Source organism: Paenibacillus sp. PsM32 (assembly GCF_030433815.1).
In the GTDB taxonomy this organism is placed as follows: domain Bacteria; phylum Bacillota; class Bacilli; order Paenibacillales; family Paenibacillaceae; genus Saccharibacillus; species Saccharibacillus kyungheensis.
In genome coordinates, this window is record NZ_JARUWY010000025.1 from 1 (window position 1) to 23,451 (window position 23,451).

Genomic DNA, 23,451 nt, shown 5'->3' on the forward strand with positions numbered 1-23,451 from the left:
ATATTTTGTTACACAAAAATCATTTTTTATTACATCAGAAGATGTCGCGCTTTTATTGCCAAGCGCTAAAGGAGAGAAATTGTAATGGATACTGCCACCCATTTTGCTATGGGATTTGGACTTGCTGGACTTGCTTATGTGGATCCTGTGGTCGCTTCTGATCCAAGATTGGCTATTGCTGTAATGGTAGCTACGATTGTAGGTTCACAAGCACCGGATTTTGATACGATTTTGAGATTTAAAGATAACGCAACCTATATACGCAATCACAGAGGAATGTCACACTCTCTTCCTTTTATGGCGTTATGGATATTGTTGATTGGTGTAGGTACATCGCTGTTGATTCATCCAGCCGGCATATGGCATGTGCTGTTATGGACAGCTATTGCTGTGATGGTGCATGTGTTTACCGATTTATTTAATACGTATGGGACACAAGCGGTCAGACCGTTTAGCGATAAGTGGATATCATGGAATATTATTAATATTTTTGATCCGTTTATCTTCAGTACTCATATTCTTGCTTTATTATTGTGGATTACAGGTCTAGTCGCACCTGCTCCATTATTTATTACCCTTTATGTAGTGATTGCACTCTATTATGTATGGCGTACTGTAACTCATTTTGTTCTGACGAAAAAAGTAGAAGAATTGGATATCGAAAATGGTCGTTCTCCTGAACCTGATGGACATTATGTATTGATTCCAACGATTTCACTGCGTCGCTGGCATGTGGTTCATGCTAAAAAAGATGGTAGTTATCGAATGGGATGGTACAGTCCAGATCGGTTAATCTGGGCAGACTATATTGAATCTATGGATCATCCTGCGATTGAAGCTTCTCGCAAACATCGCGATATTCGTGCATTGCTTTATTTTTCATCGTACACGGTCTCAGAAGTAGAAGAGACATCTACCGGTTATATTGTTCGTTGGGCAGATGTTCGTTATCGCCATCGTCGTCAATATCCTTTCGTAGGTGTAGTGGTGATGGATCACAATTACAATGCGATTGATTCTTATGTAGGTTGGTTAAGCCCTGACAAAATGAATGATCGCTTAGGTCTACATGTAGGCTAACTTCTATAACTAAATGATACAAATGCAAAAGAACCTCTAATCTATCTAGATATACAGCAGTAATGCTGAATATGACTAGACTCTGATTAGAGGTTCTTTGTTTATTGTTTATAACTTCGATTTATTTGCTAAATAATTGCTCTGCATCTTCCAAAGCCATTTGTTGTCCTAAAGAAGAATAATCAAGCCACTTTTGTCCACCCAATACATATACGTGTTTATTTTTAACAGCTTTAAGGTTTAGCCATAACGGATTTTTTTCCAATTCGTCAAAATTCGTTTGTGCATCATTTCCTTTGCTAATAATAACGAAGATCGCATCTGCATCAAAATCAGGCAACACTTCTTTGGAAATGACTTCATATGGCTCGTCTTTTGAAAGTTGATCTAATCCATTTGCCATCTTCAGCTTCAAATCTTCAAACATAATCGGCCCTAGCGGACGCGCTGTACTCATCACACGTAATTCTTTAGGTGTCATTCGAATCGCCATTACTTTAGCGTCTGCTCCTAATTTGGTATGAATCAATGTGCTGACTTGCGCTGCTTTGGTATCGTATTGTGCAATAAATGTATCGGCTTCTTTTTCAAGCCCTACATGTGTTGATATTTCTTTAAGCTGATCTTGCCATGTTCCTTGATCCATATCGATCACAATGGTAGGTGCAATTTGCTCAAATTTGGCAATGTCTTTACCGGAGTATTCTTTATCGATATAGATAACATCTGGTTGCAGAGCAAGTAATGCTTCCATATCAGGATCAGTCACAACTCCTAATTTGGTTGTTCCTTTGAGACGATCTGCTACATGTGGTAAAAAGTCTTTAACATCGCCACCGATAACAGAACCAGCCGGTTGGATACCCAATGCCAGCAAATTATTTGTAATATGGATCGACATAGAAGCAATTTTGGCTTTGGCATCATGTACGATAACCCCATTTTCTTCTTTGACCATACTGGAAGAAGATTCAGAAGCAGATGAAGACGTTGTGGAAGCCGCTGGTTGTCCACATGCTGATAACAAGATCATAATGGCTATAAAGACACTGGTTACTAAACTATTTTTGATATTCATACGATATTTCCTCCAAGATGTGTATTCAGTCATTAATGGTTAAAATCATTTTTTCATTAGACTGTTTTTTTAAATAAAATATAAATAAAATAAGGGCCACCAATTAATGCTACAACTACACCTGCCGGTACAAAATTCGGTTGGAAAATGGAGCGTCCAATCGTATCAGCACTTAGCATAATAATCATTCCGATCATCGCGGCTACAGGTATCATATATTGATGGCGAGCACCTACTAATTGTCTTGCAATATGTGGAGCAATTAAGCCGATAAATCCAATCGAACCCACCATAGACACACTGGCACAAGCTAATCCGACAGCTAATAATAGCAACACCAATCGGCTTTTCGTAGTGGAGTTACCTAGACTTGTCGTAATCTCATCTCCCAGTACAAACATATCTAGCGTTCTGGAACGTAGATATACCCAGGGAACCAAAATGATGATCCATGGAAGTAAAGACCATACATGAATCCAATCTCGCCCCCATACACTTCCAGCTAACCATGTTGCTGCAAAAGCATATGTATCTGGATCTAATTTCAAAGACAGCAACAAAGTAATCGCACTGATCCCTGCTGCCACAGCGATCCCTACAAGAATTAAACAAATAGGAAGCAATCCCCGCTGTCTGTCATACGATAACATAAAGATGATACAAGCAATCAATACACCGCCGCCAAAGGTAAATAAAGGAATCAGCAAAGCGATAGAACCTTCCATCGTTCGAAAAAAGGAAACAAAAATGATCAATCCAAATCCTGCTCCAGCATTAATTCCTAATATACCCGGATCAGCAAGTGAATTACGAGATACCCCTTGTAGAACAGCTCCGGCAACCCCCAGACCCATTCCTGCTAAAATAGTAATTACTATGCGAGGTAGTCGATACTGAAACATAATAAGATTTTCAATCTTAGAACCTTGCCCTAACCATGTCCACATCACACGTAGTGGCGATAATCGGATCGAGCCTGTATTAAGACTAATCAATACGATCATCATAGCTACAACGACCATAACGATCATCATCCAGAGTGCCCGACGTTGTTTGCGATCCTGCAACTGTTGAATATCCATCGTTATAATCCCCTTCCTTCTTTACGTGCTAAATAAAGAAAGAATGGCACCCCAACTAGCGCGACCATAGCACCAATCGCAAACTCTTGTGGTGGACTAACCATTCGTGAAGCAAAGTCAGCCCATACTAATAAAATAGCGCCTAACAATGCGGAGAACGGAATCACTACCCGGTAATCAACACCGATCCAGCGTCTGGCAATATGAGGAATAACCAATCCTACAAAACTGATTGAACCTGCAACTGCTACAGAAGCACCAGCTAATATTACCGCTGCTATCATTGCCAATACTTTTACCGATTTTGTACGAATACCTAGATTCACAGCTGTCTCATCACCTAAAGCTAGAAAACTGATCGAACGCCCCATAGTGATAGTCCAGATGATAATCACGATCACAATAGGGATCAATAAATGAAGATGTTCCCATGTCACACCTGATACACCACCTGCATACCAGAAAGCCAGATCTTGACTCAAGCCAAAATAAAGTGCAATCCCTGTACTTAATGAATGTAACATCGCTGCAATCACAGCCCCGGCAACCGTTAATTTCAAAGAATTTAGACCACCTGGAGTAAATGATGCTAACACTACAATGAGTAAGGTAGTGAGTGCTGCGCCTACAAACGATAACAACATCAGATACGAATAAGCTAATTGAGGTAAAAAGGCAAAACATAATGCCACGACAAAAGCCGCTCCAGCATTCACACCAAGTATCCCTGTGTCTGCCATAGGATTACGGGTTACCCCTTGCATCAAAGCACCGGCAACAGCAAATGCCATACCTGTAAAAACAGCCCCCAACACGCGTGGTAATCGAATATCATATACAATTTGATGTGCAGTCACTGTAGAATCGTAATGAAATACAGCATCCCAGACAGTCGCGATCGGTAATGATTTGGCTCCATAGGAAACAGCCATAAATATCGATAACACCAAAATAATCAGTGCAACTAGAAACAAGCCACTCACTTGTATACTTTTTATTCTATTCATAGTTGTATCTGTAAAAACCTCCTATACCTATCGATCATCTCTATTCAGGCGGTAACACTTTCTTATTTCAACACAATTGAGAATAATAATCAATTAGAATTTAAAAAAGCCTGCACATCGATATTTCTACCGAAAGTACAGGCTTTTACAAGTATTACTTTATCTGTCTATTCAAATATATTGAATTTCATTTCAGAATGAGACTTGACCCTTATAGTCTGCTCAGGCACAATAGAAAGTAGTTATTATTCAAGCATGTGTCCGCATGATCGGACCATATCATTCAGGAGGCTATCCATCATGAGTAAAGGTCTTTCGCTGTGGTTTGCCGTCTCTTCTATTGTGTTGTTAATGTTTTGTGCAATCGCTATCTCTTATTCTGCATGGTTAGCCATATTGCTAGGTGTCGTGGCTATCGGTAATATCGGTTGGGGATTTGTCACCAAAGCCAAACGTCAACGTCAAGCAGGAACACCTACTGTCTAGCATATAGCTATCTTTATTGTAAATTAACGTTGAGCAGGTAAAAAGCCCATCCGTTCTTTTACAGCTATCAATGTTTTCTCCGCTACGGCTTGTGCATTTTCAGCACCCTGGCGGAGAACTTGATGAACTTCTCCAGATTCACGAATATCGCGATAACGTTGTTGCAACGGTTCTAGACCTGCAACGACCACCTCTGCTAGTTCTTTTTTAAATCCACCGTACATTTGTCCTTCATATTTAGCTGTTATTTCATCCAAACTAAGCCCTGAAAATTGAGAGTAAATACTCATCAAATTACTGATCTCCGGCTTGTTTTGCGGATCATACATCACTTCTCGTCCTGAATCTGTAGTAGCGCGACTTAACTTTTTGCGAATCACATCAGGTGGATCAAGTAATGCGATAAAGCTACCTACATTCGGATTACTTTTACTCATTTTTTTCGTACCATCATCCAGTGACATAATACGTGCGCCTACTTTTGGAATAAACGGTTCTGGCACTGTAAAATAGTCTCCAAAACGATGATTAAATCGTCCTGCTAGATCGCGTGTTAATTCCAAATGTTGTTTCTGATCGTCACCTACAGGAACCAGATCGGCATTGTATAACAAAATATCTGCTGCCATTAATGCCGGGTATACAAATAATCCTGCACCTACCGAATCTTTACCTTCGGATTTATCTTTGAACTGAGTCATCCGTTCCAACTCGCCCATCGCTGCAAGTGTGGTCATAATCCATCCCAGTTCTGCGTGTTGAGGAACATGTGATTGTAAGAAAATATTTGCTTTTACCGGATCAAGCCCTGCTGCTAAGTATAATGCTGCTACTGATTCTGAAGCTTCGCGTAATGCTGCTGGTTCTTGAGCGACTGTAATCGCGTGCAGATCCACTACCATAAAGTAACTATTATAGTCTTCTTGTAGTGCGACAAAGTTTTTCATTGCACCGATATAGTTACCAATAGTTAACAAACCACTTGGTTGAATACCTGATAATACCGTTTTCATGTATTGTTCCTCCTTATTTTAGAAAACAAAAAAAGCCCACATCCTGCAAGGGACGTGTGACCGTGGTGCCACCCTTATTCATCAAAATAATATAGTCGTATATGGATATACTCTATAAGCATTATTTTAATCTTGAATGTGTTCAGATAACGGCGAACCACCGACCTACCTACTACAGACCCATCCTCATATTATCTCAGATGTCCGGTTCAGCACAGCACTCCAGAGTCCATTCGGCAAAAGTTCTCCGCTGATTCGCATCATCCATCAGCTTTCTGAAGAAGCTCTTTTTGCGTACTACTCTCTGTCATCGTATTCTTAGATCTCATCATAATTGGCAAATGTGACATTGTCAAATCCCAATTTCGCTCAAAATCTGTTATCATGGATGTATATTTCGATGCAGAAAGAGGGAGCAGCGCCATGAAAGTAACCAAAGGAACATGGAACGGTTATGACACGTATATTTTGAAAAGTCAGCAGTTAGAAGTTACATTGCTGCCAAGACTCGGTAACAATGTAATCGGCATTCGCGACTTGCAAGAAAATCGTGAGATTTTGCGCCGCCCGGAAGAAAGTGATCTTGATTTTTATTTGCAAAAACCGTATCACTTTGGCATGCCTATGCTGATGCCACCTGGACGAATCCGTCGTGGACATTTCGAATATAGTGGAACAACATATCAATTTGATCAAAATACAGCCAACGACAATCATATTCATGGATTGCACCGTACCCAAGCATGGCGTGTATCCGATATTGATGAGAATGATGAAGGTTGCACGATTACAACTGAATTATTAACAGCAGACGATCCGAACTGGATGCGTCAATATCCGATTCCACTTCGTTTAGAGATGACATTACAATTACAAGGTACTTCACTCATGCAACGTATGAAAATAACAAATTTGGGTGATACATCTGCTCCATTTGGATTCGGTCTACATACGTGGTTCTTATTAGATGGTGAACCACAGCGTTGGACATTAAAGATTCCAGTTAGCGACCAGTTGTTGCAAGATGCCGAACAGATTCCTACGGGCGAAGTAGCACCTTTGGATGAATGGGAAGAATTAAATACAGGTATGAATATGGCAAATCGGAACTGGGATAATTTACTTCGAATCGGTGATAAGCGACCGGTCAGTGCAGAATTAACTCGTGATGATGGTTATGGTATTCGTTATTCGGCTGATCCTGATTATTTCAAATATTGGGTACTGTATACCAAAGGCGAAAGTGATCAGTATCTATGTATTGAGCCTTATACTACATTGCCAGATGCAGCCAACTCTACACATTCGCAAGACTTCACAGGCTTGATTGATGTTGCTCCTGAACAGCCTGTTGAATTTAGTCTCCAGATTGATGTGATTGAAAAGTACACTCAACTGAAATAAAAGTAAGCTACTGTGATGAAATAAATGATTTTACAATTCTTTATCGTAACGAACATAACGAAAAAACGTGCAGACCACTTATCGCTAGATAAGTATCTACACGCCTAGGTGACTCTTATCGGAGTCATCTTTTTTCGTGTTGCTATTATATTGCTATTCCTTCTTATAAAGATTCATCGAATATATAGTGACGTGCAGATTCACGTCGTACTTCTGTAGAGTTCTATAACATATATAAGGTATGAGTGCAGTAAACATGATGATCTAAATAAAGCTCGGAATATCTTGCTGTAAGCTTGCTTCGTCGATATTAGGACAACTCTGATTGTACTTCGCTGTATGTAGCTCTTGGATAGCGAATCATGTGGTTAGCCATATTGTAGTTAGATTCAATCGTAGTATCGACCGCAATCATTCCTTTACGAATAGCAAATTCGTAACTGATTTCCCCATGCGTCCAATGATTTTTGAATTTTAGCGATTCAATTGCCATTTGTCGAAACGATTTGATCTGAATACTGCTTAACCCTTCTTCTGGCCCGTTCCACTCCCCATTTCTTCCTGCGATCGGGTTGTGTTTAATACCGAATTTACCAACAGTGTTGTTACGGATCTGAATAAATACAGTACCCGAATCCAAATTGGTCAATTCATTTTCAAGCTCCTTGAACACGATGTCGAGTTGTCTCGCTAGAGAAACTAGATCGTTCTTAGGCATTTTTTCCCCTTCCTCTCTCTAAAACACTTGTCAATGTAGGACTTCTGACTCATTATAGTTCCAATTTAAAGTCTGATCAATACTATTTTTAACAATTAGGTACTTTTTACTACTATTCGACAAAAATCGATTATTATTCCTATATTTACCTGCGATTTTATTCACTATTTAACGGAATAATTGGATTTTACTAGGTTGATATGATTTAAATAAAAAAAGATATTCACTGCATTCTTTTCGATCAAGAACACAACATGAATATCTTTTTTTATTTATTTTATGCTTATTATTGATTATCTATGCTAGTCTAGCAGATTACTTGTTGACTTGTTCAGCAGTCATATTCATAAATAATTCGACATCAGCAATACTTACATTCATCGCATTTTGCCAGAAGTCCGGTTGAGTCAGATCTACACCTAAATGTTTTTGTGCTAACTCTTCTACGCTCATACGTCCTGTGTCTTGCAATAATGCATCATATTTCGCAGCAAAGCTTGCTCCTTCTTGCTGAGCCAGTGCATAGATGCCTGTACTAAACATATATCCAAATGTATACGGATAATTGTAGAAAGGTACCCCTGTAATATAAAAATGAAGCTTGGATGCCCAGAAATGTGGATGATACGAAGACAATGTATCACAATAGGCTTCACGTTGCGCTTCTTCCATCAAGCGATTAAGCTCATCGGTACTTACTGTACCACTACGACGTTGCTCGTAAAAACGTGTCTCAAATAAGAAACGTGAATGAATATTCATAAAGAATGCGATACTACGTTGAATTTTATCTTCTAACAAAGACACTTTTTCCTCTTCATTTTGAGCTTGTTTTACTAGAGAATCAGCTACGATCATTTCAGCAAATGTAGAAGCTGTCTCGGCAACATTCATCGCATACCCCTGGCTAAATGCAGGCAGATCGTTCATCACATGTTGATGATATCCATGTCCCAGCTCATGCGCTAACGTCGACACATTGGATGCTGTGCCACTGTAAGTCATAAAGATACGTGTTTCTTTACTTAATGGTAAAGACGTACAGAACCCGCCTGGACGCTTGCCAGCACGATCTTCAGCTTCGATCCAGCGTTGATTAAAAGCATGTTCTGCAAAATCAGCCATTTCAGGATTGAATTTGCGGAATTGATCAACAATAATTTTGGCAGCATCATCATAATCGACATGACTATCTACTGTACTGATTGGTGCATCTACATCATTCCAGCTCAATTGATCGACGCCTAGAATTTGCGCTTTGCGTTTTAGATAATCGACAAACACCGGTTTATTTTGCACAATCACATTCCACATCGCTGATAATGTTTGGTCAGACATCCGGTTAATCGCTAGCGGTTCTTTTAACACTTGTTCCCAACCACGACGTTCATATAATTTCAAGCGGAAGCCGGCAAGATGATTAAGCGTATCGGCGCAATAATCTTCGGCATTGCCCCATGCTTCTTCCCATTTGCGGAACATCTCTTCGCGTACTTCACGATTAGTATCATTCATTTTATTAGCCGCTTGACCTGCGGATAACATCACTGTTTTGCCATCTTGTTCAAACGGAATCTGGATATGGCTTACAATCGTATCATATAATTTACTCCAACCATGATAACCATCCACACCAAGGTCTAACGCCAATCCTTCCAGTTCTGGAGCCATTTTCTCACGCGCTAGTGAACGATTCTCTGTCAGATAAAAAGAAATCGGTGCAATCTCAGGACGACTGACCCATTGCTGGAAGACATCATCTGCTGTTGCAGCTAGTAAGCTATGAAAACGTACAAATACGCCTTGCAGATTAGCGGACATCGTAGAGATTGATGATCCCAGACGATTTGCTTCTTTATCTGTCTGATCTTGAGCTGTCAGACAACCGACAAAAGAAGATGCTTCACGTAGACGAATACGCGTAGCTTGTAGTTGATCTAACAATCCATCATATTGTTCAGTCTCTGTAACATTTTGAGGTGCTGTCATCGACTCTAATTGCTGATATAATGCTTGAATATCTTGAGATAATGTTTGCAAAAAAGTCTGCAATTGTTCTGAACTGGAACCTCCAGCAAAAATCGTTTCTAAATTCCATGTAGGTTGAATAGGATGGTTCATCATAGCACACCTTTCTGTATCTGCCTGTGAATAGACATATGTTGGAATGATTGATTATTTTGCTTGTAGCTACAAGTATGCCGATTATTGGCTACAATTTCAAATCTATGTATAAATCATAACAAATATAATGCTTGATTTACTGTACCATCGTCAAGTGGGTATAAGTATAGTATACTCTAAATCATCATATTCCAAGATAGGAGGGAAGCTTTATGCAACCACTACAGATCTCAGCAGATACCGCAGTCAAATTAGCGGAAAAGCTGAATGTACCTTTAGAACAACTGATGCATATGCCCAAGCATATCCTGCTTCAAAAAATTGCTGAACTGGCAAAAGAAGACGAAAAAGGCGGCAACGAATAATTATGATTCCTTTTAATCAGACCTGGCCTTACGACATTATTATGAATGATATTTATGTTCATGAATGTCCATTTTGTCAGGCAGAAAATATAATTTTACCACTCAAACCGAAAGAGTTAATTTCGATCCATGAAGGCAAAAAAAAATTACTGGTGTTCCCTTGTTGCAGTAATCGAATCACTTTGTTAGATACCGATTCAGATTATTTGTTAGCAGATACAGTCCTTCGTCACTAATATTCGATCGCATATGTATAGATATTGTAATAATAGCGGACAACTCTAAAGATCATTAGAGTGCCCGCTATTTGTGATTTATGATTCTTTCATTTCCTCTGGCAAATCCATGTTTTTGGATAACATTTGTTCTCGCAATAGAGCCCATTGTTCACGCGAAGCTCGAATCATCGCCGAGTCTGTAATCCGTTTATCATGAATAACACGTGAAAACCATTTAACCGCTTCGTTAAATTCACCCAATCGGCGATGTAATTCACCGATCAGATATAATAACTTGGCATCCCCACCACTAACACTTTCAATCTGATACACTTTAATATAAGAATCCAGACAATAGCGTAAAAAGCGAAGTTCTTGCTCTGTTTCGCCACCATAGCGATGAATCCAGGCAATATGTTGAAGAAAGCTTGCTATAATGCGTTCTCGATCCCCGATGGCTTGTGCACACATTAATGCGAATTTGTAAGATTCTAACGCTTGCTCTCTAGTACGATGTCCACCCATATCACGCTTGATCAATCGACTGCCAATCTGCTCCATATACAGTTCACGCTGACGATCTGTTAATGTCGCTTGTGAATTTTCAGTAGAAGCAAATCCACAATGCGGGCACATCCGTACAACATAAAAATCAGGATTTTCATGCTGATAATAAGCACAAAAGTCAGAGTCACGTCTGGAAGCTCTTTTCATACTTGGACGAACACGACTTGTTTTGAATTCTTCATCACACTGTGGACAGGTGATTTTTATCGTATATAACGGCTCTAACTCTGTTGTCCCCTCCATCTAACCCACTTCCCCCAAATCAAATTAATGCGTATTTACAAAATGATGAGCCGGTCCTGATAAACGATCTACCACAAATACACGTAATTCGTCTTCAATATTTAGCTCCTTCAAAGCTTCATTCATACAGGCTAACCAGGCATCTGCTTTTTCATCGGTAATCGGAAACGCCATATGACGCGCTCTCATCATCGGATGACCATAAGCTTCAGAGAAAAGCGCTGGCCCTCCGAAAAATTGAGAAAGAAACATATATTGTTTCTCCATCACAGGATTGATATCTTCAGGAAAAAGCGGACCAATTAAAGGATCACGCTGTACTTTAGGATAAAAAGCTTCGACCAAGCGCTTGATTCCATCTGCTTCGCCTAGCAATACATACAAAGATTGATCAAATTTCACTATCGCTCGCCAACTTTCTTTCTATACGTCATGTGTCAAATTATATCATAAAAAAGACGCCAAAGATTTCTTTAGCGTCTTTAATCAATGTATAATATATGAAAAAATATAATGTAAAATACAAGTGCGGTCTAGGTCAATACATGCTTCGATCTTCTTCACCAGATTGAACAAAAGAAGCACGAATGACGTACACGAATAGACATACGAGAATACCGGCAAGAATGCTTGTAGTCATGTTCATCACTCCATTCTAAGTGTGTACTAACAATCATTGACAATTCCGACGACCATTTATACCTTTATTTTATCATACCTTTTTGCAGAATATAACCCTTTTTGGTAACGCTTACTTTAACAATTAGATTACAAACTCTTTACAGAAGCCTACATTATGTCGGTTATGTATCAGTCATATGACTAAACCCTATTTATTTTAAAATAGATTTACAGTTAAACATTGTGTTCCGCTCAAGAATTGATTATCATCGAAGGTGAGTATATTTACAAAGGATTTAACGATAAAGGACAAAGGAGCTTTCCAAACTTGAGATACTATGTGCTTGATCGTGGAGATCAATTATCTATCGAACTGAGCGAGCAATTCCATAAGCTTGCTGCCGAACGCGGATTTCAGCTAGATGCTGAATCACCAGAGATCGTCGTATCTATTGGTGGAGACGGAACTATGCTTCATGCGTTTCACACATTTATCGATCATATCCCAGATTTAGCATTTGTCGGTATTCATACCGGACATTTAGGATTTTATGCTGACTGGAAAGCAGATGAATTGGCTGATTTGGTTAATTTTATGGCGGGTGAGTCGTCAACATCAGATCGTCATCCCAAAATCGTCAAATATCCATTAATTGAATTGGATATTCAGACCAAGAGCGGAACAACTCATCATACGGTACTTAACGAATTTACACTCAAAGGGGTAGACGGAACGACAGTTGTCGCTCAAGTCGATATCAACGATGAGATTTTTGAAATGTTCCGTGGTGACGGAATCTGTGTATCTACACCTTCGGGGAGTACTGCGTATAACAAAGCACTTGGTGGCGCTATGGTACATCCAACGATTGAAGCTCTTCAGATCGCTGAGATTGCTTCGATCAACAATCGGATTTATCGTACACTCGGTTCTTCGTTAATGTTACCCAAGCATCATCATTGTGATATTCATTCACGCAAACCACAAAAGCTACAATTGACAATGGATCATTTAAATATGTCATTTGATGATCTGATTTCTATTCGTTGTCAGGTTTCCAAAAAGCAAGTAAGCTTTGCACGTTATCGTCCTTATCCATTTTGGAATCGTGTACGTCAATCATTTCTAGGATAAATAAGAACGGTAATACCATATGACTTTAGCTGTATCTAAAAAAGCTTCCAAACGCCACTGTGATTGTGGAATTGGAAGCTTTTTGTGTTGAATGAGAAAATTAAGATTTGGAACTTTCTTCGCTTGGTTTTACGTCTGCCTCGACTTCTGTATGACTTTCTACAGATGAAGGTTGTACAGGCTCTGTAGAAGGCTCTACAAGCTTTTCTGTAACTGGTACTTCTACTGTTTCAACAACAGGTGCCGGAGTTGCAGGCACGACTGGAGCAGATGCAGGCACAGCTTTGGAAGCTGCTTTATCCTGCTTGTCTTTTTTGGAATGATTTCCTTGTCCTCTAGACGATTTCTCGGATTTCTCAGACTTTTCTGCTTTTTCTCCATTAGCTGGCTTCGGTGGCTCTGCAACTTCTTTTGTTTTTTGTAAGACAAAATAAGCACAACCAAAGTTACAGTATTCATTAATATATTCAGTCAAGCTGGATAAAGAAGTATCTTTACCGGCTTTGGGATGTCCATCACGATAAAATCCTTTGAGACGCAATTGATTATAACCCCAGTCTCCTAGAATATAATCATACCGATCCAATACTTCACTATATCGTTCACGGAATATTTCTGCATTCCAACCATCACGATGCTCTTTAATAATTTCGTATGTTTTACCGCCGATTTGAATCAAGGTTCTCCCGCCTTTCAGCATTTAGACCGTCGAGGTTTCCTTCGACTTCGATGCGGATTGAACCTGTTCATGCGCATGATAGGAACTACGGACAAGCGGACCAGACTCAACATGACTGAATCCACGCTTTAATCCTTCTTCTTTTAAAATTGCAAATTCATCAGGAGTATAATATTTAGCCACATCCAAATGTTTTGGTGAAGGCTGCAAATATTGTCCAATCGTCATAATATCGCAATCCATGGCACGAAGGTCATCCATTGTTTTTAAAATTTCATCCCATTCCTCACCTACACCTAGCATAATACTAGATTTGGTTGGAATCGAAGGTTGTAGTGTTTTGGAGTTACGTAACAATTCCATAGAACGAGGATATTTAGCTCTTGCACGAACACGATCAGACATCCGTTCCACTGTTTCAATATTATGATTTAGAATATCCGGTTTAGCATCCATAACAATTTTTAGTGAATCAATATCTCCCATAAAGTCAGGGATCAATACTTCCACACTACAAAGTGGTAAACGCTTGCGAACTGCACGAATCGTTTCCGCAAAAATATGTGCTCCGCCATCTTTCAGATCATCACGGGCTACACTTGTAATTACACAATGTTGAAGCCCCATATTTTCAGCCGCTTCCGCAACCCTTTCTGGCTCTTGCAAATCAAGCTCCGTAGGCATCCCCGTATTGACTGCACAAAAACGACAAGCACGTGTACAAATATCTCCCAAAATCATAAAAGTAGCTGTACGATTCGCCCAGCACTCATAAATGTTAGGACAGCGTGCTTCCTCGCAGACGGTATGAAGAGTTTTGGAACGCATCATACTTTTAATTTCCTGATAGTTACTGTCATTGGTCATCTTGATTTTGATCCATTCAGGTTTCGGTTGTTTGGCTTTAGTGGACAAGATAGTTGACCTTCCTTCCTCGGGTGTAATTGGCTTTCAGGATGTTACAATCTTTTGGGATTTATTATAGCACGAATTAATGCATACCGAAATATTAGGCTTTCCTACTATACTTTATTCGTTTACACTAAATACTATTGTAAGGATGTACAGCGATCTATTTGTCTGAACATCCATTAGCTAAAATGTAAATATAGTCGCATATACTATGCGGTGATAGAAGAAAGGAATGAGAACATTAATGAACAAAGCTTCATCCAATCAACCTTTAACAGCATCTTCCTTAACCCGTTCCAAACGGTTATGGATTGCTTTGATTTTAGGTTCTTTATCTGCGTTTGCTCCATTATCGATTGATATGTACTTACCTGCTTTGCCTACGCTAGCCGAACATTTGAATACCAATGCTTCGCTGGCGCAACTCAGTCTAACTGCTTGCCTGCTCGGTCTAGCATTCGGACAATTACTTGTCGGACCACTAAGCGATGTAAAAGGTAGACGTGCTCCGCTGATCATCTCCTTGATCTTGTATACCGTAGCATCGCTGTGTTGTGCATTAACGCAAAGTATCGGTCTACTGATTGTACTACGCTTTATACAAGGCGTGACAGGAGCTGCTGGGATTGTAATCTCGCGTGCTGTAGTACGTGATCTGTACTCAGGGCATGAACTCACCAAGTTTTTCTCGCTTCTGATGCTTATTAACGGTGTAGCTCCGATCGCTGCTCCAATTATAGGTGGCGCTTTACTCAAATTTGTACCCTGGCAAGGCATTTTTATTGTTTTAGCGGTTATTGGTGCAGTGATGTTATTTATGGTGTTGTTTGGTTTACCGGAGACATTACCCAATGAACGCAAAGCTTCTGGTGGACTAAGCTCCACACTGCGTACATTTGGACGATTGATCCAAGATCGTCATTTTATCGGATTCGCTTTATCACAAGCTTTTATTACCGCCGCAATGTTTGCTTATATTGCAGGTTCTCCTTTTGTAGTGCAGAAGATATTCGGTGTATCTGCACAAGGATTTAGTTTGTTTTTTGCTATGAATGGATTAGGCATTGTCATTTTCGCTCAATTAGCAGGTCGTCTATCTGGTAAATATGGCGAATTGGTTATTTTGAAAATCAGTCTAGGGATCGCTTTTACAGCTGCTCTATTGTTATTGATTATTGCGCTGGCTGGTGGTGGACTGTTCCCTATTGCTGCGATGTTATTCTTTGTTGTGTCTTGTGTAGGCTCTGTAGGGGCTACATCGACTTCACTCGCTATGCAAAGTCAGGGCAACGCTGCAGGAAGCGCTTCTGCGCTGTTAGGACTGCTTCCACTTCTATTAGGTGGAGCGGCTTCTCCATTAGTAGGACTCGGTAGTGGACTGACTGCTGTGCCGATGAGTGTGGTTATTTTGGTGGCCGAAGTGCTAGCTGTACTATGCTTTATCAGTTTGGTGAAAAGACCTGCAAAAGTATAAATGTTTTCGTTTTTTGCAAGACTTCTTTTTGCAAGACTTCTATTGTATAAAGTTTATATTATGATTTACAACATACTAATATGGTAGCTACGACAAAAAAGGAACTTCTCTTTTTAGATGAAGTTCCTTTTTGTTATATTTAATTTTTATATTAGATCATTAAGATATCCGCTGACGCATTGCTTCAAATAACAGTATCGTCGATGCCATTGCCGCATTTAGCGATTCTGCTTGTCCTTGCATCGGAATCAAAATATGCTGATCCACTAACTGCGATACTTCTGCCGATATGCCTTTACCTTCATTGCCGATCACGATCCAAGCGCCTGCTGTAAAATTAAATTCATAACAAGATTGACTGGCTTGTAACGATGTACTGAGCACGAGATGCCCTTTTTGCTTCGCAACAGGTAACAGTTCACTCAGATCACTTTCAATCACAGGCAAATGAAACAAGGAACCCATCGTCGAACGAATCGTTTTGGGATTATACAGATCAGCGCAACCTTTACCAAGTACAATACCGGTTGCCCCTGCCGCATCACTACTACGAATAATCGTGCCCACATTTCCCGGATCTTGTACATTATCCAGTACCATCACTAGACTATGCTCTATCTCAAGCAAGCGATCTGTGAGCGCATTACGTTTATACACAATAGCAAAAACAGGCTGTGGCGTTTTGGTATCTGTACATTTGGCAAGTATAGCTTCGGATACCGCAATATACTGAGCTCCACCAGAATAATGAGCGATATCTTCGCGCAACTCAGCAGGAATGCCTTTCTCTGTATCATAGACGATACAATCGATGTCCCAATCACTGCGAAGAACTTCGCTCACTAGATGAATACCTTCTACAATAAATTTACCCTGCTTATCCCGATGCTTTTTCTCAAGCAATTGCGCCCATTCCTTGACTTTAGCATTCTGGGTCGATAGAATTTCGGTCATTCTTCCAGACCTAATTCCATTTTAAGCAGATCATTTTTTTGTCCAACAATAACCAGAATATCATCCGGTTTGAGACGCTCATCCGGTGAAGGCGCAATATTCATCTGATTGCCACGTTTGATCGCCATTACATTACAGCTATATCTGACACGAATATTGAGTTCTTTTAGATTCGAACCGATCATCGGCTCAGAAGCTTTCATTTCCACTATGCTGTAATCTTCTGAAATTTCGATATAATCCAGCACATTCGGTGATGTCAAATGATGCGCTACCCGCACACCCATATCACGTTCCGGGAAAATGACTTTGTCTGCACCGATCCGAGTTAATACTTTACCATGCAGTTCATTTTGTGCTTTCACCAGAATCGTTGGAATATCCATTTCTTTAAGAATCAGTGTTGTTAAGATACTGGATTGAATATCTTCTCCAATCGCAACAACGACTACATCAAAGTTACGTAATCCCAATGAGCGCAAAGCTTCTTCATCAGTAGAATCAGCTGTTACGGCTTGAGTTACGATTTTGGATACTTCTTGTATACGGTGTTCATCTGAATCGATAGCCAATACGTCAAAGCCCATTTCACTCAATGTTTTGGCAATGCTAGAACCAAAGCGTCCGATACCAATAATGGCATACTGCTTTCTAGGCATATTGTAACCTCCAAGCTTTTCATAAGCATATGCTATATTTCTGATTAAGGAGCCATTTCCAAAAACTGAGCATCTGGATTTTTGTCGATTGCTGTACGCATCGCATACTCATTTTCAAATAGGACAACATGATTTCCTTTTTTATCTTTAACCAGTGTAGAGTTGATACGGAATTTGGAAGCATCTACTTTATCTGTGATAATCCAGCGTGCAAATTGGAAAGGCATCCGTTGCAATTGTACATCTACACCATACTCATTTTTCATCCGATATTCAAATACTTCAAATTGCAGCTGTCCTACTACGCCTAGAATCGTTTCATCAAAGCTAACAGTATTAAATACTTGAATCGTACCTTCTTCTGTTAACTGATCGATTCCTTTTTGGTACTGCTTGTGCTTGAGTGCATTTTTTACAGTCACTTTAGCAAAAATCTCAGGCGAGAACGTAGGCAATTCGTCGAAAATAATATCAGAACCCTGACTTAACGAATCTCCTATACGGAAAATACCTGGATCGAACAAACCTACAATGTCGCCAGGATAAGCCGTTTGGACAATATCACGATCCTGTGCCAAAAATTGTTGTGGTTGTGCTAGTTTGATCTCTTTACCTACACGTACATGACGAACACTCATACCACGTTCAAACTTACCGGATACTACACGTAAAAAGGCAATCCGGTCACGGTGAGCTGGATTCATATTCGCTTGAATTTTAAATACATATCCGCTGAACTTATCATTCATTGGATCGATCATACCTGCTGTACTACGACGTGGTTCTGGTTTGGGTGCAAGCTCTAAGAAATTTTCTAAGAATGTCTGCACACCAAAATTATTAACTGCACTACCGAAAAAGATAGGCGTTAATTCACCACGTAATACTTTATCGTAATCAAAAGGATCACCTGCTACATCCAACAATTCAATATCTTGGCAAAGTTGATCATACAAAAACTCGCCAGCCATTTCTTTAATAATTGGATCACGATAATCTTCTACTTTTTGCACTTCAATTGTAGAATGGTCTTTCCCATTAAACAATTCAACCTGTGTTTTCATCCGATCATAGACACCAGACAGCTCGCGTCCCATACCGATCGGCCAGTTCATAGGTACAGAACGAATACCTAGTACTTGCTCTAATTCTTCCATCAATTCAAAAGGACTTTGTCCTTCGCGGTCTAACTTATTAATAAACGTAAAGATTGGAATACCACGTTGAGCACATACTTTAAATAGTTTGATCGTCTGTGCTTCTACACCTTTAGCAACGTCAATCAACATCACTGCTGCATCTGCCGCAGTTAACGTACGATACGTATCTTCACTAAAATCTTGGTGACCTGGTGTATCCAGTATATTAATACGATGTCCATTATAATCGAATTGCATCACTGAAGAAGTAACCGAGATACCCCGTTGCTTCTCAATCGCCATCCAGTCACTGGTCGCATGTTTATTTGCTTTACGAGCTTTAACCGAACCCGCTTCACGGATAGCGCCCCCGAATAGCAATAGTTTTTCTGTTAATGTTGTTTTCCCGGCATCCGGGTGAGATATAATGGCAAACGTTCTGCGTTTGTCGACTTCATTTTGCAAAGCTTGATCTATCGTTTTACTCATTTCCACGTTCCCTTCTCCTCTTGGTTCATCCCTCTATTATAACACATTTACGACACAAAATAAGAGAAGAAATCGCGGACACTTCCTATTTGTCGCTACGTCGGAACGATTCTACATAGCTCACGATTTCCGCATCTTTTTTCCTTAACAAAAAGATCAGACTTGTTTTGAGTTCGTCCAACCTGCGTATCTCTGCGTCAATCTCTTCAGATTGAGTACGGACTGCTTCTTGTAACGTGTCAATTCCTGTTCCACAACCAAGTAACCGAAGGATATCCCCGATGTTTATCTTTTATTTTTTATCTTTTATCTTTTATCTTTTATCTTTTATCTTTTATCAAAGTCTCTCTTTCTAACATACTTCAAAACAAAAAAGCCGCTTCCTTACTGCCAAATAGCAGTAAAGGAAACGACTTACTTGCACATATAGCAAAACTAGATAACCATCAGCGTTAATTGCTACTTCCCATTTGCCAGATTACATCATCTTCATCTTGACCATTCACAGGCCACCAATGATATCCATCTTGCTGAAGCAATAGATGAGTTGCATCGGGTCCCCAAGAACCGGCAGGGTATGGTTTTACATCTGTAGGGTTCTGTGCCCATGCATCCGCAATATGATCGATAAAGCTCCAAGCCGCAGATACTTCATCCCAACGGGTAAAGTATGTCGAATCTCCTTGGGCTGCATCTTCGATCAAGCTTTCATACGCTTCTGGCGAGTTGATTCCAATCATACAACTTTGACAGAAATCCATCGCAAGCGGTTGAATTTCAGAATCAGAACCCGGTTTTTTAGCATTGATTTTGATATAAATACCTTCCATTGGATTGACACGAATAACCAATAGATTCGGTTCTAGATTATGACGCTGTCCAAGATATACATTTGTTGGTGTGCGCTTGAATTCAACAATAATCTCCGTTGTTTTCACAGGTAGACGTTTACCAGTACGAATATAGAAAGGTACACCTGACCAGCGGAAATTATCTACAAATAATCGTGCTGCAAAATACGTTTCTGTATTAGAAGCAGGATCTACTTTGTCTTCTTCACGATATCCAGGTAATGTTTTACCTTTAGATTCACCTGCTGTATATTGACCACGTACTACATTTTGATCCACTTCTTCTGGTGTCATATATGCACGAAGAGAGCGAAGGACTTTTACCTTTTCATCATGAATATCTTCAGGTAATAGACGACTTGGCGGTTCCATCGCAATCATCGCTAACATTTGCAACATATGGTTCTGTCCCATATCACGCAATGCACCGGAATGATCATAATATCCACCACGTTCTTCAACTCCGACCGTTTCACTAAGCGTAATCTGAATATTTGAAATATGCTGATTGTTCCACAACGGTTCAAAGAAAGCATTCGCAAATCGAATCACTTCGATATTTTGCACCATTTCTTTACCCAAATAGTGGTCAATCCGATAAATTTCATCTTCTTCAAACACTTCATTGATCTCTGCGTTAAGTTTGCGTGCAGATTCCAGATCATATCCAAAAGGCTTCTCAATCACCAGACGATTCCAGCCTGTACCATCCATCATGCCACCTGCACGAAGGTTAAGCGATACACTGCCAAATAGTTCAGGTGCAAGTGCTAAGAAAAAGAATCGGTTGCCTGGGATACCATACTTATTCTCAATCACTTCTGTTTGTTCTTTTAACTCTTGGAAACCAGCGACATTGTTAATATCTAACGATTTATATTCAAAATGTTCTGCAAATCGAGTCCAATCTTCTTCGGCTCCGATCTTGTAGCGACAAAACTCTATGATAGACTGATGGAGATCTTCCCGAAATTCTTCATTGGTACGCGGTCGACGCGCTACACCAATGACTGCAAAATCCTCTGCAAGTTTACCTTCACGATACAAACTATAAATAGCAGGAAACAATTTACGTCTTGCCAAATCCCCGGTTGCTCCAAAAATGAAAAATACCGCACTTGGTGTCTGCAATGTCTCAAGATTTTGTTTTCCAGTCATAGCTCCTCAACTTTCTATGTAAAATCTGTAATGTGGTAAACGTATTCTACCATAATTACCCTATCTATCGCTATCTGACCACTATAAGAAGTACTTATATCTTTTGCAAATAAAATTGATACCTGTACGCAAATAGTATATCACTCGGCTAATCCGTTTTTATACGCATAAATTGCAGCCTGTGTACGATCTTCTACACCTAACTTGGCTAGCAAATTTGTCACATGGAATTTGACCGTTTTGATACCGATAATTAATTCATCTGCAATATCTTGATTGGATTTACCTTGTGCTAGTAAGCGAAGGACATCCATTTCACGATCTGTTAATTCTTCATGAAGTGCACGTTCAAGTGGCTCACGAAAGCGACTCATCATTTTAGAAGCCACCTGTGATTCCAGCACCGATTGTCCTCTAGCAGCAGCTCGAATAGCATCTGCTATTTCACTTGCACGCGATGTTTTAAGCAAATAACTGAAAGCACCTGCTTCGATCACAGGATACATTTTTTCATCATCCAAATAACTTGTCAGTACAATCACTTTACAATCAGAATTGATCTGCAATACACGTCTTGTTGTTTCGATACCGTCCATACCTTCCATCACAAGATCCATTAGAATGACATCCGGTTTGTATTCTTGTGCAAGACGAATACCTTCTTCTCCGTTACTTGCTTCACCCACCACTTCAATACCGTCTTCTGTGTCTAGTACAGCCGCAAGTCCAATACGAACCATCTCATGATCGTCGACTAATAATACTTTGATCAATTGCTCATCGTTTTCCATTGTATTATCCCCACCTGCTTTCTTCCGTATTTAAAGTCACAATCGGAATCACAATCTCTATACGTGTTCCTTTTCCAGGAGCAGTTATGTATTGAATAGTGCCTCCGAGTTCATTTGTTCGTTCTCTCATTGTAGATAAGCCGTAAGAAGCTTGTTTGGTTTCATTTAATTCAAATCCGATTCCATCATCTTTTAAAGTTACCCGTACAGAATCTACCTTGTGCACAATCCGAATCTCCATCCGCTCGGCTTTGGCATGACGAAGTGTATTTGATAAAGACTCCTGTACAATACGGAAAATATGATTTTCTACTCCTTTTAACAACCGCAGATCATCATCCATATCCAAAGTAATTTCCATCGGAATTTTGGCTTGTAATTCGCGAATTAATTCCCGTAATCCCTGAGATAGACGCTTCCCTTCTAGATATACAGGGCGAAGATGTAATAGTAGCGCTCTCATTTCCGATTGTGCAACAGATGACATTTCTTCGATTAATTCAACCTGACGTTTAGCACGGGCTGGATTACTATCAAAAGTACGTCCTATTGCTGTCGCTGTCATTGAAATCGCAAACAACTGCTGAGAGACTGCATCATGCAATTCTCGCGCTAACCGCTGACGTTCTTCGATAATAGCTGTAATTCTAGCCTGTTCTGCCAATTGCGCATTGTTAGTAGATAAACGTTGCAGACTACTGATCTGATCTTCCCACTTTTTACCGATGCGATCAATTTGCTCACCTAGTCGCGACCATTCATCATTTCCCCATTGAGGAGCCGCTTGCGACCAATTGCCTTTTTCCCACATCAATAAAGTATCCCTTAATTTATCCAGACGCATTTTGAGCCTAAGCGCATGATACAAACCATATAATGCACCTACAACAATAACCGGTACCAATAACGCTGCACCAGTCTGTAATAAAGAAGGCCATGATAAATCTATTTTCAAATGACCAGAGGTATATAGTACATAGATAATAATAACCAGTAATAAGAAGGACAATAAAACCCCTTCACTCATACTGCGGACAATCAAGTCAGCAGGTTTTCTTTTTTTCACGTATCAAGTCCTCCTGCTTTTCTGGCTTTTAAAAAATTTAGTACCTTTTATCCATTCATTAGCTTGATAGAAATAGCCTACTGCTACTGCTACTGCTACTGCTACTGCTACTGCTACTGCTACTGCTACTGCTACTGC

General features: G+C 39.8%; 23 protein-coding genes and 1 other annotated feature. Of the genes, 7 read left to right on the forward strand and 16 right to left on the reverse strand.

Going from position 1 to position 23,451, the window contains the following annotated elements; all coding sequences use genetic code 11:
• The first annotated feature begins 84 nt into the window (after positions 1-84).
• Entirely contained in the window at positions 85-1,080 is a 996-nt protein-coding gene (locus QCD85_RS23050) for a metal-dependent hydrolase (RefSeq protein ID WP_274171916.1), read from the forward strand.
• 121 nt (positions 1,081-1,201) lie between these two features.
• On the opposite strand, the gene QCD85_RS23055 is transcribed toward QCD85_RS23050, so the two are convergent.
• The 3 genes from QCD85_RS23055 to QCD85_RS23065 form a co-directional block, all read right to left on the reverse strand.
• Complete coding sequence (locus QCD85_RS23055) at positions 1,202-2,152, reverse strand: ABC transporter substrate-binding protein (protein WP_441005644.1); 951 nt, start codon at positions 2,150-2,152, stop codon at positions 1,202-1,204.
• Between the two features lie 62 nt (positions 2,153-2,214).
• Positions 2,215-3,240 (reverse strand): FecCD family ABC transporter permease, encoded by a 1,026-nt coding sequence (locus tag QCD85_RS23060; protein ID WP_301264012.1) that lies wholly within the window; start codon positions 3,238-3,240, stop codon positions 2,215-2,217.
• A 2-nt stretch (positions 3,241-3,242) separates the two neighbouring features.
• The gene (locus tag QCD85_RS23065; RefSeq protein WP_301264013.1) at positions 3,243-4,247 is read right to left on the reverse strand and encodes a FecCD family ABC transporter permease; all 1,005 of its coding nucleotides are present in this window, start codon (positions 4,245-4,247) and stop codon (positions 3,243-3,245) included.
• A 300-nt stretch (positions 4,248-4,547) separates the two neighbouring features.
• Between QCD85_RS23065 and QCD85_RS23070 the strand changes: the two genes are divergently transcribed.
• Entirely contained in the window at positions 4,548-4,733 is a 186-nt protein-coding gene (locus QCD85_RS23070; RefSeq protein ID WP_204826848.1) for a hypothetical protein, read from the forward strand.
• 23 nt (positions 4,734-4,756) lie between these two features.
• Here QCD85_RS23070 and trpS read toward each other — a convergent pair whose 3' ends face one another.
• Entirely contained in the window at positions 4,757-5,746 is a 990-nt protein-coding gene (gene trpS / locus QCD85_RS23075; protein ID WP_204826849.1) for a tryptophan--tRNA ligase, read from the reverse strand.
• Between the two features lie 45 nt (positions 5,747-5,791).
• Positions 5,792-6,066 (reverse strand) — a binding site (T-box leader).
• 103 nt (positions 6,067-6,169) lie between these two features.
• Here trpS and QCD85_RS23080 point away from each other — a divergent pair.
• Positions 6,170-7,150 carry an aldose 1-epimerase gene (locus tag QCD85_RS23080; protein WP_273613532.1) on the forward strand — a complete coding sequence of 327 codons (981 nt, stop codon included), beginning with the start codon at positions 6,170-6,172 and terminating at the stop codon, positions 7,148-7,150.
• Between the two features lie 310 nt (positions 7,151-7,460).
• Here QCD85_RS23080 and QCD85_RS23085 read toward each other — a convergent pair whose 3' ends face one another.
• A complete protein-coding gene (locus tag QCD85_RS23085; protein WP_204826851.1) occupies positions 7,461-7,868 on the reverse strand; it encodes an O-methyltransferase in 408 nt (135 codons plus the stop codon).
• Positions 7,869-8,183: 315 nt separating this feature from the next.
• Entirely contained in the window at positions 8,184-9,989 is a 1,806-nt protein-coding gene (locus tag QCD85_RS23090) for a M3 family oligoendopeptidase (protein WP_273613533.1), read from the reverse strand.
• Between the two features lie 215 nt (positions 9,990-10,204).
• On the opposite strand from QCD85_RS23090, the gene QCD85_RS23095 reads away from it, so the two are divergent.
• Both QCD85_RS23095 and QCD85_RS23100 read left to right on the forward strand, forming a co-directional pair.
• Positions 10,205-10,357 carry a YycC family protein gene (locus QCD85_RS23095; RefSeq protein WP_204826853.1) on the forward strand — a complete coding sequence of 51 codons (153 nt, stop codon included), beginning with the start codon at positions 10,205-10,207 and terminating at the stop codon, positions 10,355-10,357.
• A 2-nt stretch (positions 10,358-10,359) separates the two neighbouring features.
• Complete coding sequence (locus QCD85_RS23100; RefSeq protein WP_273613534.1) at positions 10,360-10,593, forward strand: hypothetical protein; 234 nt, start codon at positions 10,360-10,362, stop codon at positions 10,591-10,593.
• 78 nt (positions 10,594-10,671) lie between these two features.
• Here QCD85_RS23100 and QCD85_RS23105 read toward each other — a convergent pair whose 3' ends face one another.
• Positions 10,672-11,385: a DUF2225 domain-containing protein gene (locus QCD85_RS23105; protein WP_204826855.1), complete on the reverse strand. Its 714-nt coding sequence runs from the start codon at positions 11,383-11,385 to the stop codon at positions 10,672-10,674.
• A gap of 24 nt (positions 11,386-11,409) precedes the next feature.
• A complete protein-coding gene (locus QCD85_RS23110; protein ID WP_273613535.1) occupies positions 11,410-11,787 on the reverse strand; it encodes a globin domain-containing protein in 378 nt (125 codons plus the stop codon).
• Positions 11,788-12,334: 547 nt separating this feature from the next.
• On the opposite strand from QCD85_RS23110, the gene QCD85_RS23115 reads away from it, so the two are divergent.
• The gene (locus QCD85_RS23115) at positions 12,335-13,141 is read left to right on the forward strand and encodes an NAD kinase (protein WP_204826857.1); all 807 of its coding nucleotides are present in this window, start codon (positions 12,335-12,337) and stop codon (positions 13,139-13,141) included.
• 100 nt (positions 13,142-13,241) lie between these two features.
• On the opposite strand, the gene QCD85_RS23120 is transcribed toward QCD85_RS23115, so the two are convergent.
• The gene (locus QCD85_RS23120; protein WP_301264014.1) at positions 13,242-13,820 is read right to left on the reverse strand and encodes a YutD family protein; all 579 of its coding nucleotides are present in this window, start codon (positions 13,818-13,820) and stop codon (positions 13,242-13,244) included.
• 21 nt (positions 13,821-13,841) lie between these two features.
• On the reverse strand, positions 13,842-14,735 hold the full coding sequence (gene lipA, locus QCD85_RS23125) for a lipoyl synthase (RefSeq protein ID WP_273613541.1): 894 nt from the start codon (positions 14,733-14,735) through the stop codon (positions 13,842-13,844).
• 241 nt (positions 14,736-14,976) lie between these two features.
• Between lipA and QCD85_RS23130 the strand changes: the two genes are divergently transcribed.
• Complete coding sequence (locus QCD85_RS23130) at positions 14,977-16,206, forward strand: multidrug effflux MFS transporter (RefSeq protein WP_273616353.1); 1,230 nt, start codon at positions 14,977-14,979, stop codon at positions 16,204-16,206.
• Positions 16,207-16,365: 159 nt separating this feature from the next.
• Here the strand turns inward: QCD85_RS23130 and QCD85_RS23135 are convergent, their stop codons facing one another.
• The 6 genes from QCD85_RS23135 to QCD85_RS23160 form a co-directional block, all read right to left on the reverse strand.
• Entirely contained in the window at positions 16,366-17,160 is a 795-nt protein-coding gene (locus QCD85_RS23135) for a TrmH family RNA methyltransferase (protein ID WP_274171910.1), read from the reverse strand.
• On the reverse strand, positions 17,157-17,855 hold the full coding sequence (locus tag QCD85_RS23140; protein ID WP_273616354.1) for a potassium channel family protein: 699 nt from the start codon (positions 17,853-17,855) through the stop codon (positions 17,157-17,159). Before QCD85_RS23140 ends, QCD85_RS23135 begins: the two co-directional genes overlap by 4 nt.
• Before the next feature lie 8 nt (positions 17,856-17,863).
• Positions 17,864-19,447 (reverse strand): peptide chain release factor 3, encoded by a 1,584-nt coding sequence (locus QCD85_RS23145; protein WP_273616355.1) that lies wholly within the window; start codon positions 19,445-19,447, stop codon positions 17,864-17,866.
• A 452-nt stretch (positions 19,448-19,899) separates the two neighbouring features.
• The gene (gene zwf / locus QCD85_RS23150; RefSeq protein ID WP_273613543.1) at positions 19,900-21,456 is read right to left on the reverse strand and encodes a glucose-6-phosphate dehydrogenase; all 1,557 of its coding nucleotides are present in this window, start codon (positions 21,454-21,456) and stop codon (positions 19,900-19,902) included.
• Between the two features lie 140 nt (positions 21,457-21,596).
• Positions 21,597-22,247 (reverse strand): response regulator, encoded by a 651-nt coding sequence (locus QCD85_RS23155; protein ID WP_273613544.1) that lies wholly within the window; start codon positions 22,245-22,247, stop codon positions 21,597-21,599.
• A gap of 4 nt (positions 22,248-22,251) precedes the next feature.
• Positions 22,252-23,313 carry a sensor histidine kinase gene (locus QCD85_RS23160; RefSeq protein ID WP_301264015.1) on the reverse strand — a complete coding sequence of 354 codons (1,062 nt, stop codon included), beginning with the start codon at positions 23,311-23,313 and terminating at the stop codon, positions 22,252-22,254.
• Positions 23,314-23,451 lie beyond the last annotated feature (138 nt).